The following is a 13725-nucleotide window of genomic DNA, read 5'->3' on the forward strand; positions in this document are numbered from 1 at the left end:
ACTTGATGGTCTGGACGCCGAACTGCTCCTGGTTGAAGAAGATGTACCAGGGGAACAACGCGCAGATGAGGCCGAGCGTGATGCCGAGCGCGGCGATGACGAAATCGCTGCGGCGGTCGGCGCTCCTGTCGGCCAGGCGCGGGAACTGGGCTTTAGGCGGCTCCGGCCACTCGGCGCGGGGAAAAAGCCCGTCGAGCACGGAATCGCGGCTGGCCTGCGCGACATCGGCGGTCCCGGCGGCGGATGTCCGCGGCGGATGCGGCCTGTCGGCTCTGGTCAGGAGAGCCGCCGTCTTCTGTGTCTTGGCATTCGCGACCTTGTCCTTGGCGGATCTTGCCGCGTCGGCCTCGGCCCTTTCCGCCGCCTCGGCCTCGGCAAGCATGTCGCGCAACATGCGCTCGGTATATTGGAGCTCAGTCTCCTTGATCGCCATTCAGCTTCCCCTTGAGATGGCGGGCGAGGTCGGCGAACGGATCGGCCGACGCGCGGTCCCTTGGCGATTGCGTAAGCGCCTCATAGATCAGCGGCACCTGGCGCACGGCGTTGTCGAGCTCGGCATCGGCGCCGCTTTGGTAGGCACCCAAAAGACGGATGTCGCGCGTATCCTCGAAGCGCGCGATCATCGATTTCAGCCTGGTCACCAGCACGCGCTGTTCCGGGCTCCAGGCCTTGTCGGCAAGGCGCGAGATGGACGACAGCGGATTGACCGGCGGATAGCGGCCCTGCTCGGCGAGGGCACGGTCGAGCACGACATGGCCGTCGAGGATGCCGCGCACCGAATCGGCGACCGGGTCGTTGTGGTCGTCGCCGTCGACCAGCACGGAAATGATGGCGGTGATCGAGCCTTTTCCCTCGGCGCCCGGGCCGGCGCGTTCGAGCAGCTTCGGCAGGTCGGTGAAGACGGAGGCCGGATAGCCGCGTGCGACCGGCGGCTCGCCCGTTCCCGTCGCAACCTCGCGTAGCGCATGCGCGAAGCGGGTGATGGAATCCAGCACCAGGAGCACGCGATGGCCCTGGTCGCGGAAATGCTCGGCCACGCACATGGCGGTGTCGGGCGCACGCCGGCGCATCATGGCGCTTTCGTCGCTGGTGGCGACGACGGCGACGGTCTTGGCCATGCTGTCGGCGCCGATCGTATCCTCGAGGAACTCGCGCACCTCGCGGCCGCGCTCGCCGATCAGGGCCACGACCACGGTATCGAAGGCCTCGGCGCCGGCGAGCATCGCAAGCAGCGTCGACTTGCCGACGCCGGAACCGGCGAAGATGCCAAGCCGCTGGCCGAAGCAGAGCGGGGTGAAGATGTCGATCACCCTGACGCCGGTGAGGAAGCCGGTGCCGACGCGCTGGCGCGACAAGGCGCCGGGCGTCGCGCCATGCGTGACGTCGGCGGCATTCGGCCGGACCAGCGCGGGACCGCCGTCAATGGGGCGGGTCAAGGCGTCGATGGCACGCCCGCGCCAGGAGACATGCGGCGCGACCGCGAGCGGGCCGCGGCGAAAGACCGCGTCGCCGATACCGGCATCGGGGCTGCGCTCGAAGGGCGCGATCACCACCTCGTCGCTGCCGATCTTGACGATCTCGCCGCGTCGCACGCCGGCCTTGCCGCGCTGCTCGACGATGTCGCCGAGCCTGGCGATTCCGGACAGGCCGCGGACCTTGTAATGCGTGGGCGATATCTCGACGACGCGGCCGCCGCGCGCAAGCAAAGCCTGCGGATCATCGAACCGGCGCCAGACGCGTTCGAGCGTGGCCAGCCGGTCCGTCCTTCCGGAATCGGCCGGGCTCTCGGAAGCGCGCAACAGGGACGAGCCGGTCGTCATGCCGTCACTTCGAGCCAAGCGTCTTGATGGCGTCCTCGGTGGAGGAATCGGTCTGCCGCATCAGCGCCGCCGTGTTCTCGAAAGCGCGCTGCACCTGGATCAGCCGGGTCATCTCCAGCACCGGGTTGACGTTTGACTCTTCCAGAAATCCTTGCGCGATACCGACGTCCGAGCGATCGGTGACGGGTTCGGGCGCGCGCGCCGGAACGATGCCCGAATTGCCGTAGCGGACGAAATTCTCGCCGGGATCGAAATTGTAGAGACCGATGGCGCCGACCAGCTGGTCGTTCTGCCTGAGCGAGCCGTCGGCGCCTGCCTTGGGCGGGCCGTTGCGCGGATCGAGCTGGATCGGAGCGCCGCCGCCGTCCAGCACTGGATAGCCTTCGATCGACATCAATTCGCCGTTCTCGTTCATGGAGAAGCGGCCGTCGCGCGTCATCACCGTGCCCGCGGGCGTATCGATGGCGAACCAGGCGTCGCCCTGGACGGCGAAGTCGAACGGGTTGCCGGTTTCAGTCAGCGCGCCATGTGCGCCGGAAAGATAGGTATTGCCGGAAGAGGCGAAGGAGACCGACTTCGGCCCGGTGCCCGAGACCACGTCCTCGAACTTCACGCCGGTGGCGCGAAAGCCGATGGTCGAGGCATTGGCGACGTTGTCGGCGATGGTGTCGAGACGACGCTCTAGAGCGATCTGGGAGGATAGGGCGACGTAAAGGCTGTCCTGCATGATCGTCTCAGAACTTCAACTGCTGCATGGCCATCATCAGATCGGTGGAGATGCCGACACTGGTGGGCTGCGCGAAGAGCACGCTGACCGACGTCACCGCCGTCGAGGTCGGGTGGGAGATCTCGTACATGCTGGTGAAGCGGGTCAGGAACTTGCTGAGCTTCTCGGGGTCGGTGAAGTCCTTTATGTCGAGCTTCTGCCCGAAGAGCTGCGCCTGCTTGTCGATGTCGGCGGTGGCGAAAGAATCAGGCAGGCCGAGCGCGGTGCGCACCACGCTGGCCAAAGCGGTGTCGGCCAGCACGTCATACCAGCTGGTGATGTCGGGCGCCTTGCGCTGGAAATAAAGCGCCAGGCGCACGCCTTCATTGGTCTTGCCGGCATCCTCTTCCAGCGTCTGGCGCATGTACATGTCGACGGTCGGCTGCTGCGCCTGAACATAGGTGGTGGTGTTTTCGCCGTATTGCTCGAAGTTGAAGGCAGAGGCCAGCCCGGCATAGGCCTTGTTGGTCTGCTGGTTGGCGACGCTCTCGGGATCGCGCACGCCGCCTTGCAGGACCGACCTGATCAGGTCCTTGTCCTCGGTTGCCGAATCCAGGCCGTACGCCGCCAGCGCATAGGTATAGAGCCGGTTGTTCGACATCAGATCGTCGACAGATTTCACCTTGGTGATGTTGGCGAGATAGTAGGTCGTCTCGCCCTTCACATAGTCCGAATTCGGGTCGAGGCCGGCGATCTGGGCCTGGATGGCGTAGTTTTTCGTCACCAGCTGCTGCGCCGGGTTGTAGACGGTCGCATTGGCGCCGTCCGCCGCGAAATTGAAAGCTTTGACGAATTGGGCATAGCGCTTGTCGGTCAGCTTGTTGGCGAAACTGTTGGGGTCGGAAACGCCTTCCTTCAGCGCCTTGACCATGAAGGCCTTGGCATAGTCCATGTTCTCCAGCCCATAGGCCTTCATGGCGTATTTGAACAGACGGTCGTTGTTGACGAAATCGTCGATCGATTTCACCTTGGTGATGTTGGCCAGATAGTATTGGGTGTCGCGATCGACCGTCGGCTGCTGCTCGATGCGGGTGATAGACTTGGGGATGTCTTTGGCGATCAACTGGTAGCTGATATAGGTACTGAGCAAGGGCATGCCTCCGGCCGAAGCTATCCCGGAACAATAACGTCACTTCCTTGCGCGAAGCTGAATCGTGTCCGCTGCCCTCGATTCAAGCCTCACACAAGGCACGGGGACTATCCCTGATCCACGACGTGACATGCGGAAGGACCTGCCGTGGGCATTCTGATCGGACTTGTGGTGACGCTCGGCTGCGTTCTCGGCGGCTTCATGGCCATGGGCGGCCATCTGCACGTGCTGCTGCAGCCCTGGGAAGCGGTGGTCATCTGCGGCGCGGCGCTCGGCACCTTCCTGGTCGCCAATCCGATGAAGACGGTCAAGGATACCGGCAAGGGCATTCTCGAGGCCTTCAAGCAGGCGGTGCCGAAGGAGCGCGACTATCTCGAGACGCTGGGCGTCCTGCACAGCCTGATGCGCGAACTGCGCTCGAAATCGCGCAGCGAGGTCGAGGCGCATATCGACAATCCGGAGGAGTCGGCGATCTTCCAGGCTTTCCCGACCGTGCTGAAGAACCATGACCTGACGAATTTCATCTGCGACTATTGCCGCATCATCATCATCGGCAATGCCCGCTCGCACGAGATCGAGGCACTGATGGATGAAGAGATCCAGACGATCCGCAGCGACAAGCTGAAGGCCTATCACGCGATGGTGGCGGTCGGCGACGGCCTGCCGGCGCTTGGCATCGTGGCCGCCGTGCTCGGCGTGGTGAAGGCGATGGGCGCACTCGACCAGTCGCCGGAGATCCTCGGCGGCCTGATCGGCGCCGCGCTCGTCGGAACCTTCCTCGGCATCTTCCTGTCCTATGCCGTGGTCGGTCCGGTCGCCACCAAGATCAAGACGGTGCGCGAGAAGAAGAACCGCCTCTACATCATCGTCAAGCAGACGCTGCTTGCCTATATGAACGGCGCGCTGCCGCAGGTGGCGATCGAATTCGGCCGCAAGACCATATCGTCCTACGAGCGCCCGACGATCGACGCGGTCGAGCAGAGCACCATGAACGCCGGCGCCGCCGAGAAGAAGGCGGCCTGAGCATGCTCGATCCGAGACAGGACCGCTTGCCGTCATGACAAGTCCGGGCAGTCCGTCAGAAACGCGGGCCTTGATCATCGAGCGTCTCGTCGGTGACAGCGGCGAGGCGGCGCAGGTGATCGGCGCCGGCCGCGGCATGGCCGAGCGGGCGCTGCCGGTGCTGCAAAAGGCGCTTACCGGCGAGCTCGGCGCGCCGGTGACCGTCGACCTGCAGGCGGTGGAGGTCGGTCGCGTTCCCGAAGCGCGTTCGCGCGCCGGCGATGCCTTCGCGCTGAGCGTGGTTTCCTCGCCCTCCTCGGCCGATGCCATGACGCTGGTGATGGACGCGCAGGCGGTTGCCATAATGGTGAGCGCTCTGTTTGGCGGCGATCCCGACCAGCCGGTCGCGCCGATCGAGCGCGACCTGTCGCAGATCGAGGCCGATGTCGCCACCGCCGTGTTCCAGGAGGTCGCCGTGGCGCTCAACGGATCCGGCAAGCGTTCGCTGGACCTGCGCCTGCCGGTGCCGAGGGCCATGGCCGGCAACGAGGCGAGGCGGCGCGTGCTGCGCGACGGCGCCGCGGTGCGCATCGTCCTTGGCCTTTCCACGCCGTCCGACAGCGGCATGCTCACGGTGATGATCCCGCAGCGCCTGCTGCTTATCTCGCGCGACGGTGAGGCCGCCGCGGGCAAGGACGGCGGTGCCACGGAGTTCGACTGGCGAGCCCGCTTCTCGGAAGAGGTGATGCGCTCGACCGTCCGGCTCGAGGCGACCATGCCGCTCGCCAGGCTGACGCTCGGCGACCTTGCGGCGTTCGCGCCCGGCCAGGTGATCGAATTCGAGGAGAAAGCGCAGCTCAACGCCAGACTCAGCGCCCGCGACAAGACATTGTTTGTCTGCGAGTTCGGCAAGCTCGGACAGAACTACACCGTCCGCATCAGCCATCCGCACGATGCCGGGCAGGATTTCATCGACGGACTGATGCCGGGCTGACGCCAGGCCCGGTTTTTATGGAGACGACAGATGGCACAAACCAAGGTGGAAGCCGAACCCGACCAGCCCGACGAACAGCTCGACCGCGCCATCGAGGAACTGCGCGGCGTGCTGCGGGAGGAGGAAAAGCGCCCGGACGACGCCTTTCAGTCGGGCGCCAATTCCTCGATCATCATGACCATTCCGGTCGACGTGCAGATCATACTCGGCAGCACGGAAATGCCGGTCTCGGAGCTGATGGCGCTGCAGAAGGGCTCCACGGTCGCGCTCAACCGCCGTATCGGCGAGCCGGTCGACGTGGTCGTCAACGGCCGCAGAATAGCGCGCGGCGAGATCACGGTGCTGGAAAGCGATCCGACGCGCTTCGGCATCAGGCTCACCGAGATCATCGCCGCGACGAAGAGCGCCTGAGAATGATCGGCGGGCGGACCAATCGGCAGCGAGGGCAACACGCATGACGACGGCATTGGCGCTGACACGTCCGCAAAAGGCGGCAGCCATACTGGTGGCCATGGGCAAGCCCGCGGCCAGCCGGCTGCTTAAATTCTTCAAGCAGGATGAGCTGAAGGCGCTGATCGAGGGCGCGCGTCTCTTGCGCACCATCCCGCAGGCCGATCTGGAGCGCATCGTCGCCGAGTTCGAAGCCGAGTTCACGGAGGGTGCAGGCCTGCTCGATTCAGCCGACCGGATGGACACGATCCTCAACGAATCGCTGTCGCCCGAAGAGATGAGCGCGATCATGGGCGAGAAGAAATTCGAGCCGGTCGCGGAAGGGCCCGCGCCGATCTGGCCGGACCTCGAAAAGCTCGAACCGGCAAGGCTCGGCGCCTTCCTTGCGGGCGAGCATCCGCAGACGTCGGCGATGGTGCTTTCGAAGCTGGCGCCGCAGGCCGCGGCCAATGTTCTGCTCACCATGGAAAAGCCGATGCGCAGCCAGATCATCAAGCGCATGGTGACGATGGCCAACATCCCGGACGCGGCATCCAGGATCGTCGAGAACCAGCTGCGCGTGAGCGTGCTGTCGCAGAAGGCCAGCAGGGACACCACGGCCGGACAGGAACGCGTCGCCAGCATGCTCAACGAGATGGCGAAGCCGGAACTGGACGATCTCATGCAGGATCTGGAGGAAGCCGGCACGCCCGACCTCGCCGGCGTCAAGTCGCGGCTGTTCGCCTTCGACGATCTGCCGCTGCTGCCACAGAAGGCCCGGGTTCTGCTCTTCGACGGGCTGTCGACCGAACTCGTCACGCTGGCGCTTCGCGGCGCGTCGCCGGAACTGGCCGAAGCTGCACTGTCGGCGATCGGCGCGCGCTCTCGCCGCATGATCGAATCCGAGCTTGGACAGGGATCGGAAGGCATTGCGCTTGCCGACATCATGGCGGCCCGCAAGAGCATATCGAGCGCCGCCATCCGGCTGTCGCGCGAAGGGGCCTTCGAGCTGCCTTCGACGCAGGCAGCCACCGCCGAAGCCGCCTGACGATAGCCACACGGGCAGAGCGTCATGGCTGAAGCGGTCGACAAGGATTCCAAAACCGAGGAAGCCACAGAAAAGAAGATCCGCGACACGATCGAACAGGGCAAGCTGCCCCATTCGCGCGAGACCGCGATCTTTGCGTCCTTCCTCGCCATCCTGGTTTTCGCGGTCTTCTACGCCAAGGACGCGATCGTCGACCTCGGCATGTTCCTGTCGACCTTCCTGGAAAAGCCGGAAGCCTGGCCGATGGACACCGAGACCGACGTCATCTCGCTCTACAGGCAGGTGATGAGCGAAATCGGTCGCGCCGTCGTCAGCCTGCTGGTGCTCCTGACGGTTGCCGGCATCGGCGCTTCGGTTTTCCAGAACCTGCCGCAGATCGTCGGTGAACGGATCAGGCCGCAGCTGTCGCGCATCTCGATCGCCAAGGGCTGGAGCCGGATGTTCGGCGTGCAGGGCTGGGTCGAATTCCTGAAATCGCTGGCCAAGCTTGGCTTCGCGATCGCGGTGCTGAGCTTCACGCTCTCGCAAGATCACCGCAAGCTGCTCGCCGGCATGATCACCAACCCGGTCTCGTTCGGCCTGGTGATACGCGGCATCTTCGTCGACATATTGGTGGCGATCGTTTTCGTCATGGGCCTGATCGCGGTGGTCGACATCGTCTGGTCGCGTTTCCACTGGCGGCGCGACCTGCGCATGACCAAGCAGGAAGTGAAGGACGAGCTGAAGCAGTCGGAAGGCGATCCGATCGTCAAGTCGCGGTTGCGCTCGCTGGCGCGCGACCGGGCGCGCAAACGCATGATGACGGCGGTGCCGCGCGCGACGCTGGTGATCGCCAACCCGACGCACTATTCGATCGCGCTGAAATATGTGCGCGGGGAGGATTCCGCTCCCATCGTGCTCGCCAAGGGGCAGGACCTGGTGGCGCTCAAGATCCGCGAGATCGCCAGGGAGAACAACATCCCGATCTTCGAGGACGTGGCGCTTGCGCGCTCCATGTACAAGCAAGTTTCGGTTGATAGCGTGATCCCGTCGCAATTCTACCAGGCGGTCGCCGAGTTGGTGCGGATCGTCTACTCGAAGAAGACCTCGCGCAAAGCAACCCAATGAACGGACGCCGCTAATCCATGGACCGGCAACCACACGCCAATTCCCGCGAGCTGATCGTCGCGAGCGCCATCGAGCCTGTTGTGGGCGAGTTGAGACTGATCGACGTTGCCGACTATATCGCCTTCATCCGGCTCGAGCATTTCGCCTGCCTGTCGGACCTGGTGGATTCGGCCGCCGAGCTTTACTTCCGGCCGGGCACATTGCGGCTCGGCCATGGCGGCGAGGCGCATGTCGACTGGAGCGGCAGTCCGCGCATCGTGCTCGATCTCGAGCTGCGGCCGCGCGGCGTTACGGTCTATTTTCAATTGACGCTGACCGAGCGCGGGCCTTCGGTGGTGGTCAACTACGTTTCGTTCGAGAAGCCCGGCGAGACGCCTGAGCACAACACTGCCTTGCTTGAGGACGCCGTGGAGGAGGCCCGCATCCGCAGGACCGAGCCTCTGGCATTTCCGTAATGATCTGATTGCAGCCGAGCAAGTCTCGCAGCGGCACGTTTACAACGCCGCAGGCTCGGTGTCGCTACTCGATCAGGCCGAGCCGCAACGCCTTGGCGACCGCCTGGTTGCGGTTGACCGCGTTGAGCTTCTGCGTCGACTGGGTGAGGTACTGGTTGGCGGTGTGCACCGAGAGCTTGAGAAGCTTGGCGATCTCCTCGCTGGTGTTGCCGTTAGCGGTCAGTTTCAGGCATTCGAGCTCGCGCTTGGAGATCGAGCGCATCCGGCCGCTGTCGCTGGGGCGGATGCGGGCGACCGCCGCGAAAAGCGCGAAGGAGCGGGCGTGGATCTCGCACAACGTGTCGTCGGACAACGCCATCTCAGAGCCCAGGAAGACGACCAGGCCGCATTGACCGCGGTCGGCATGCACGGGAAGGGCGATGCCGTTGGTGCCGGGCGCCAGCGGCGCTGTCGGCTCGGCCCAGGCGAGCGACTGGAAGACCTGCCGCGATCCGGCGATGCCGTCATCGGCCCACCAGCGCGGCGTGGTCGAGATGCGGCTGTGGCGCACCACATCCTCGCCATTGGCGCCGGAGATGAATTTGGTCGCGACCGCAGTGCTCGGATAGTCGGAATCGAAGCACGCGACGAGACGCGCGCGCTCAGGCGAGGGGCTGACGAAATAAAGGCCGAAGGCCGAGGCGTTGATGTCGACCGCGATCCAGCGGCAGCGGCGCACGGCATCCGGAATGGTGGCCGCATGATGCGTCTCCGAGCCCAGCGAGAAGGCGCCGAAGGGATTGCGCTGATCGTTGAAAAGGGCGGCGGCCGCCTCTTTGACCTGTGCGTGCTTCAAATGATGCCGCTCCTGATCGCCGTTGCGATCGCCATCGCGCGGTTCGAGGCCGCGAATTTCTGGATGGCGTGCGTGATGTAGCTGTTGACGGTGTTGGACGAGACGCCGAGGATGACGGCCACCTCGTCGGTGGTCTTGCCTTCCGAAACCCAGAACAGGCATTCGCGCTCGCGGTCCGACAACGGGTCCTGCATGGATGCCGCCGCGATCAGCTGCGGAATGCTGGAAAGCGCATAGCAGCATTTGAGCTGCGCCTTCATCAGGGCGGTCAGGTCGATCTTGCCTGCCTCGGCGGCCGAGAACAGCACGAACAGGCGCTGGCGGCCGACATTGAGCCGCAACGAGTAGATTTCGGCATGGCCGAGCACGTCGAGCAGGCGGGCCTCTTCGCCGGTCAGCAATGCGCCGGCGTCGGGCGCGTGCGCCGCCACCAATGGCTTCGGGCGCACCCCGGGCGCCACGGTCAGAGGCCCGAGCGCCAGGTTGGCGATCAGCCTTTTGCCGATCAGTTCGATGGCATCGAAGATCCAGTTCGAGGAGACGATGCGCGCATCGTTGCGGTCCTGGTCATGCACAATGGCGACCAGCATGTAGCTGTCTGCGCCGATGTCGGCTGCAAGCTGCATGAAAAAACCGGTGAGATCGCCGCGGGACGTCAGGTGCGGGCCTGAAGCATCGGGTTGGAGAAGCGCGGCGGGACTGCTCATTTCCAATTCTTGGATTCTTGCCGGAATCGATCCTTGTGCCCGGTGCTGGCGAAGCCGGCAGCCGGACCCGAAACACATCACGTTTACGAAGACACACTCACGGACGCGAACGGCGCCCAACCGCGCCGAATCCCTCCAGGGAACGCGAAACCGTCCGCGTCTGGTGCCGGCCTGGCGCCGGAACTTGAGACTTTGGGTGGTCGCCGCGCCCCCCGTGGACCGGCTGATTCGGGTCTAATCTACCCGCAGATGAATCCGACATCAAATGCGATTTGACAAAATCGAATCCGATGGACTCGCGTTGCGACTCAGCGACCGATCTTCGAGTTGCTTGGCGGTGATCTCAAAGTCGAATTGAGCCGATGATTTCGCGGCCGGGTCGCAAAAAAATACGCCCCCGGTTGCATTCGGGGGCGTCTGCTGTTCGCTCGAAATGCGGCTTAGCGATCCTCGAAGCCGGTCAGCACGCCGACGGCATTGATGCCGATCTCTTCCACGGCGTAGCCGCCTTCCATGACGAACAGCGTGGGCAGGCCGAGCCTGGCGATGCGGCGGCCGATCTTGGGATAGTCGACGCTCTTCAGCTTGAACTGGCTGATCGGGTCCTTCTCGAAGGTGTCGACGCCGAGCGAGACGATGACGACATCGGGGGCGTAGGCGGTGAGCTTGCCGCAGGCATCCTCCAGCGACGCGCTCCAGCCGTCCCAGTCGGTGCCGAAGGGCATCGGGTAGTTGACGTTGAAACCTTCGCCTTCGCCTTCGCCGCGCTCGTCGGCGTGGCCGAGGAAGAAGGGATACTCGACCATCGGGTCGCCATGCAGGTTGAGGACCTGGATATCGCCGCGGCGATAGAAGATCTCCTGCGTGCCGTTGCCGTGGTGGTAGTCGACATCGAGGATCGAAACGCGCCTGGCGCCCTGGTCGCGGAACCACTGCGCGACGACGGCGGCGTTGTTGATGAAGCAATAGCCGCCCATGAAGGCGGCACCGGCATGATGGCCGGGAGGGCGGCAAAGCGCGAAGGCGGTGCGCTCGCCGCCCTTGACGAGGGCGGCGGCGGTCAGCGCGACATCATAGGATGACTTGATCGCCGGCCAGGTGCCTTCGACGAAGGTGGCGCCGGCATCGAAGGAATAATAGCCGAGCAGGGCGTCGACGCGCTTCGGCGGAACGTCGCCGCGCAGGCCGCGCGTCGGCCAGGTGAAGCCCATGGCCGAGCCTGTGAAACCGGCGGCGACCCATTCCGGCCAGACCGTCGGCAGGAAATCGATGTAGTGGGCATCATGCACGCGCTTGGCGGCGGCGAGGTCGTGCTCGACCGGTCCGATGATCGGCCCGAGCTTCTCGCTCTCCACCCGCGCCTTGATGAATTCGGCTCGCGACGGTTTCTCGAAGCCGGGCACGATGGCCGATGTGACCAGTTCCATCTGGCCTGAATGACCGGCGTGAAGCGGCGAAAAGACAGTCTTCATGGAATTCCCCTGGAAGTACGAAATCGGTTGGAGGCGCGAAATCAGTCGAGGTTGAGATAGGGGGTCACGAGAGCCAGCCACATGGCTTCCACATCGTCCTCGATGAGGTCGAATGTCTTGCGATCCCGCTTCAGTCCGACAAGCCTACAGGCGTGCCCGACCTCCATCATCACCAGGCCCAGCCGCTTGGCGGTCTTTTCCTCGAGCGCCGGGTTCACATGCTGCAGCCAGGCTGCGTAGAGGGCGATGATCTCCTTGTCGTATCCGTCCTGGATCGGCCTCAGGTCGGCGTTGCCGGAGATCGCCTCGATCACCGGCATCAGCGTGACGTTGTCGAGATAGAGCCTGGATGTGTCGATGAAGAGCTTGCGCACTTCGCGCTGAAACTCATCACGGTTGGTCGGCCGGGGGACATCGATGCGCTTCTGGATGACTTTTGGAAAAGACGACAGCCAGCGTCGGGCCAGGTCCAGAAGAATGGCCTCCTTGTTGGGGAAGTACTGATAAACCGAACCGACCGACAGGCCCGCCCGCTGCGCGATGGCGAGCGTCGTCGGCGTCCTGGTTCCTTGCTCGCGCGTCAGGATGAGCGCCGCGTCGAGAATCCTGTCGACCACCTTGCTCGACCGTTGCTGCCGCGGCTGCTTGCGCGGTTCGAGCGCTATTTTGGTCTTGCGGTCGAGACTGCGCTTCACTGCTCGTTGTCCCCGTTCCCCGCTCGGCCCCACCATCGGCGCGCGGTGCAGTCCACTATACATGCGAAATTCCAGCTGTTGACAAACGCGAATAAACAGTCGCATTCTTTATCCACGCTGTCTTCCACGATAACAAGGGGAATTTCGAAGACGGCGCATCGGCATCGACTTTTCATCCATGGCGTCGCCCCGGTGGAGCGGCGGCTCGTCGGGCGTGGCGTTGTCGGTCCCTCAGCGAAATGTGGAGTCGCGATGTCGGTTGCGAATGGTGCTGCGGATCTGGTGATCGTCAACGGTCGAGTGCTAACCATGGACGATGACAATCCCTCCGCCGAGGCTGTTGCCGTCAAGGACGGCGCCATCATCGCCATCGGCGACCGCGCTTCCATCGAAGAACTCAAAGGACCGGCGACAAAGATTGTCGACGCCCAGGGCGGCTCGGTGCTGCCGGGTTTCATCGAGGCGCATATGCATCTCTTCGGCGGCGCGGCCGAGCTCGACAATCTGCATCTGGCGGGCGTGCATGGCTTCGACGCGCTGCGCGACGCGATCCAGGATTTCGCCGCCAAACATCCAGACGCCAGGCTGCTGGTCGGCGCCGGCGTCGACTACGCGATCCTGCCGGAGCCGGTGACGCGTCACGACCTCGATCGCATCATTCCCGACCGGCCTTTCATCATGTCGGCATCCGACCACCATACGATGTGGGCGAACACCAAGGCGCTGGAAGAGGCCGGCCTGCTGCATGGCAAGGAGGTCGGCCAAGGCAACGAGATCGTCATGGGCGCGGACGGGCTTTCCGCAGGCGAACTGCGCGAGAGCGAGGCTTTCGGGCCGGTCCTCGACCACTACGGGGCGAACCGCGCGCGGCTTGGCCTGGAGGGAGTCGAGCCGGATCCCCATCCTTCGGCAAACGAGCTGGCGGCCGATCGCGATCTGATGCATCGCGGCCTTGAATGGTGCGCCAAGCACGGCATCACCTCGATCCAGAACATGGACGGCAACCTCTACCAGCTGGAGCTGCTGGCCGGCCTGGAAAAAGAGGGACGGTTGCTTTGCCGCACCAAAATCCCGTTCCACTTCAAGAACTTCATGAAGCTGGACATGCTGGAAAAAGCCTCGCGGATGGCCGCGGCCTACAAGTCCGAGTGGCTGTCGTCGGGCATGGTCAAGGTCTTCTATGACGGCGTGCTGGATTCCTGGACGGCGGTGATGGTCGACGACTATGCCGACCGTCCCGGATGGCGCGGCGAGCCGCTGTTTTCGCCTAAGCATTTCGCCGAAGTGGCGGTCGAGGCCGACAGG

The 13725-nt window shown here is 64.2% G+C and carries 14 protein-coding genes and 1 pseudogene; 7 read left to right on the top strand and 8 right to left on the bottom strand.

Features of this window, described 5'->3' with window-relative positions; translation table 11 throughout:
* The 4 genes and pseudogenes from EOA23_RS23315 to EOA23_RS23330 form a co-directional block, all read right to left on the bottom strand.
* Positions 1-433 (bottom strand): annotated as a pseudogene (locus tag EOA23_RS23315) (hypothetical protein); the annotation flags it as partial.
* Positions 414-1820, bottom strand: coding sequence for a flagellar protein export ATPase FliI (gene fliI / locus EOA23_RS23320; protein WP_127305881.1), 1407 nt, complete (start codon positions 1818-1820; stop codon positions 414-416). The gene fliI and the pseudogene EOA23_RS23315, both read right to left, overlap by 20 nt.
* Positions 1821-1824: 4 nt before the next feature.
* Positions 1825-2547, bottom strand: a complete 723-nt coding sequence (flgF, locus tag EOA23_RS23325) for a flagellar basal-body rod protein FlgF (protein ID WP_127305882.1) — start codon at positions 2545-2547, stop codon at positions 1825-1827.
* Between the two features lie 7 nt (positions 2548-2554).
* Positions 2555-3676, bottom strand: coding sequence for a DUF1217 domain-containing protein (locus EOA23_RS23330; RefSeq protein ID WP_127305887.1), 1122 nt, complete (start codon positions 3674-3676; stop codon positions 2555-2557).
* A gap of 147 nt (positions 3677-3823) precedes the next feature.
* On the opposite strand from EOA23_RS23330, the gene motA reads away from it, so the two are divergent.
* From motA to EOA23_RS23360, 6 genes are read left to right on the top strand one after another with little or no spacing between them, the layout of a single operon-like run.
* A complete protein-coding gene (gene motA, locus EOA23_RS23335) occupies positions 3824-4699 on the top strand; it encodes a flagellar motor stator protein MotA (protein WP_126059632.1) in 876 nt (291 codons plus the stop codon).
* A gap of 34 nt (positions 4700-4733) precedes the next feature.
* Positions 4734-5672, top strand: a complete 939-nt coding sequence (locus EOA23_RS23340; protein WP_127305883.1) for a FliM/FliN family flagellar motor switch protein — start codon at positions 4734-4736, stop codon at positions 5670-5672.
* Between the two features lie 30 nt (positions 5673-5702).
* Complete coding sequence (gene fliN / locus EOA23_RS23345) at positions 5703-6083, top strand: flagellar motor switch protein FliN (RefSeq protein WP_126081534.1); 381 nt, start codon at positions 5703-5705, stop codon at positions 6081-6083.
* 43 nt (positions 6084-6126) lie between these two features.
* A complete protein-coding gene (locus EOA23_RS23350) occupies positions 6127-7149 on the top strand; it encodes a flagellar motor switch protein FliG (protein WP_127305884.1) in 1023 nt (340 codons plus the stop codon).
* 24 nt (positions 7150-7173) lie between these two features.
* The gene (gene flhB / locus EOA23_RS23355) at positions 7174-8256 is read left to right on the top strand and encodes a flagellar biosynthesis protein FlhB (protein ID WP_127305885.1); all 1083 of its coding nucleotides are present in this window, start codon (positions 7174-7176) and stop codon (positions 8254-8256) included.
* A 17-nt stretch (positions 8257-8273) separates the two neighbouring features.
* Positions 8274-8711 (top strand): hypothetical protein, encoded by a 438-nt coding sequence (locus EOA23_RS23360; protein ID WP_042640450.1) that lies wholly within the window; start codon positions 8274-8276, stop codon positions 8709-8711.
* A gap of 64 nt (positions 8712-8775) precedes the next feature.
* Here the strand turns inward: EOA23_RS23360 and EOA23_RS23365 are convergent, their stop codons facing one another.
* The 4 genes from EOA23_RS23365 to EOA23_RS23380 all read right to left on the bottom strand — a co-directional run bounded on the left by EOA23_RS23365 (position 8776) and on the right by EOA23_RS23380 (position 12420).
* Positions 8776-9546, bottom strand: coding sequence for a helix-turn-helix transcriptional regulator (locus EOA23_RS23365; RefSeq protein ID WP_126059635.1), 771 nt, complete (start codon positions 9544-9546; stop codon positions 8776-8778).
* Positions 9543-10253 carry a helix-turn-helix transcriptional regulator gene (locus tag EOA23_RS23370; RefSeq protein WP_126059636.1) on the bottom strand — a complete coding sequence of 237 codons (711 nt, stop codon included), beginning with the start codon at positions 10251-10253 and terminating at the stop codon, positions 9543-9545. Before EOA23_RS23370 ends, EOA23_RS23365 begins: the two co-directional genes overlap by 4 nt.
* Positions 10254-10693: 440 nt before the next feature.
* Positions 10694-11725 (bottom strand): histone deacetylase family protein, encoded by a 1032-nt coding sequence (locus EOA23_RS23375; RefSeq protein WP_127305886.1) that lies wholly within the window; start codon positions 11723-11725, stop codon positions 10694-10696.
* A 41-nt stretch (positions 11726-11766) separates the two neighbouring features.
* Positions 11767-12420, bottom strand: coding sequence for a TetR/AcrR family transcriptional regulator (locus EOA23_RS23380; protein WP_126059638.1), 654 nt, complete (start codon positions 12418-12420; stop codon positions 11767-11769).
* Positions 12421-12672: 252 nt separating this feature from the next.
* On the opposite strand from EOA23_RS23380, the gene EOA23_RS23385 reads away from it, so the two are divergent.
* Positions 12673-13725: amidohydrolase family protein (locus EOA23_RS23385; protein ID WP_145966467.1), on the top strand; the 1053-nt coding region annotated here is incomplete at its 3' end.

Origin of the sequence: Mesorhizobium sp. M2A.F.Ca.ET.042.01.1.1, assembly GCF_003997405.1 — a bacterium.
GTDB lineage: Bacteria > Pseudomonadota > Alphaproteobacteria > Rhizobiales > Rhizobiaceae > Mesorhizobium.

What these genes read in the sequence shown, in the direction of transcription:
- EOA23_RS23350 (WP_127305884.1), top strand. Translation starts at nt 6,127, where the DNA reads ATGACGACGGCATTGGCGCTGACACGTCCGCAAAAGGCGGCAGCCATA.
- flhB (WP_127305885.1), top strand. Translation starts at nt 7,174, where the DNA reads ATGGCTGAAGCGGTCGACAAGGATTCCAAAACCGAGGAAGCCACAGAA.
- fliI (WP_127305881.1), bottom strand. Translation starts at nt 1,820, where the DNA reads ATGACGACCGGCTCGTCCCTGTTGCGCGCTTCCGAGAGCCCGGCCGAT.
- EOA23_RS23375 (WP_127305886.1), bottom strand. Translation starts at nt 11,725, where the DNA reads ATGAAGACTGTCTTTTCGCCGCTTCACGCCGGTCATTCAGGCCAGATG.
- fliN (WP_126081534.1), top strand. Translation starts at nt 5,703, where the DNA reads ATGGCACAAACCAAGGTGGAAGCCGAACCCGACCAGCCCGACGAACAG.
- EOA23_RS23340 (WP_127305883.1), top strand. Translation starts at nt 4,734, where the DNA reads ATGACAAGTCCGGGCAGTCCGTCAGAAACGCGGGCCTTGATCATCGAG.
- EOA23_RS23370 (WP_126059636.1), bottom strand. Translation starts at nt 10,253, where the DNA reads ATGAGCAGTCCCGCCGCGCTTCTCCAACCCGATGCTTCAGGCCCGCAC.
- flgF (WP_127305882.1), bottom strand. Translation starts at nt 2,547, where the DNA reads ATGCAGGACAGCCTTTACGTCGCCCTATCCTCCCAGATCGCTCTAGAG.
- EOA23_RS23360 (WP_042640450.1), top strand. Translation starts at nt 8,274, where the DNA reads ATGGACCGGCAACCACACGCCAATTCCCGCGAGCTGATCGTCGCGAGC.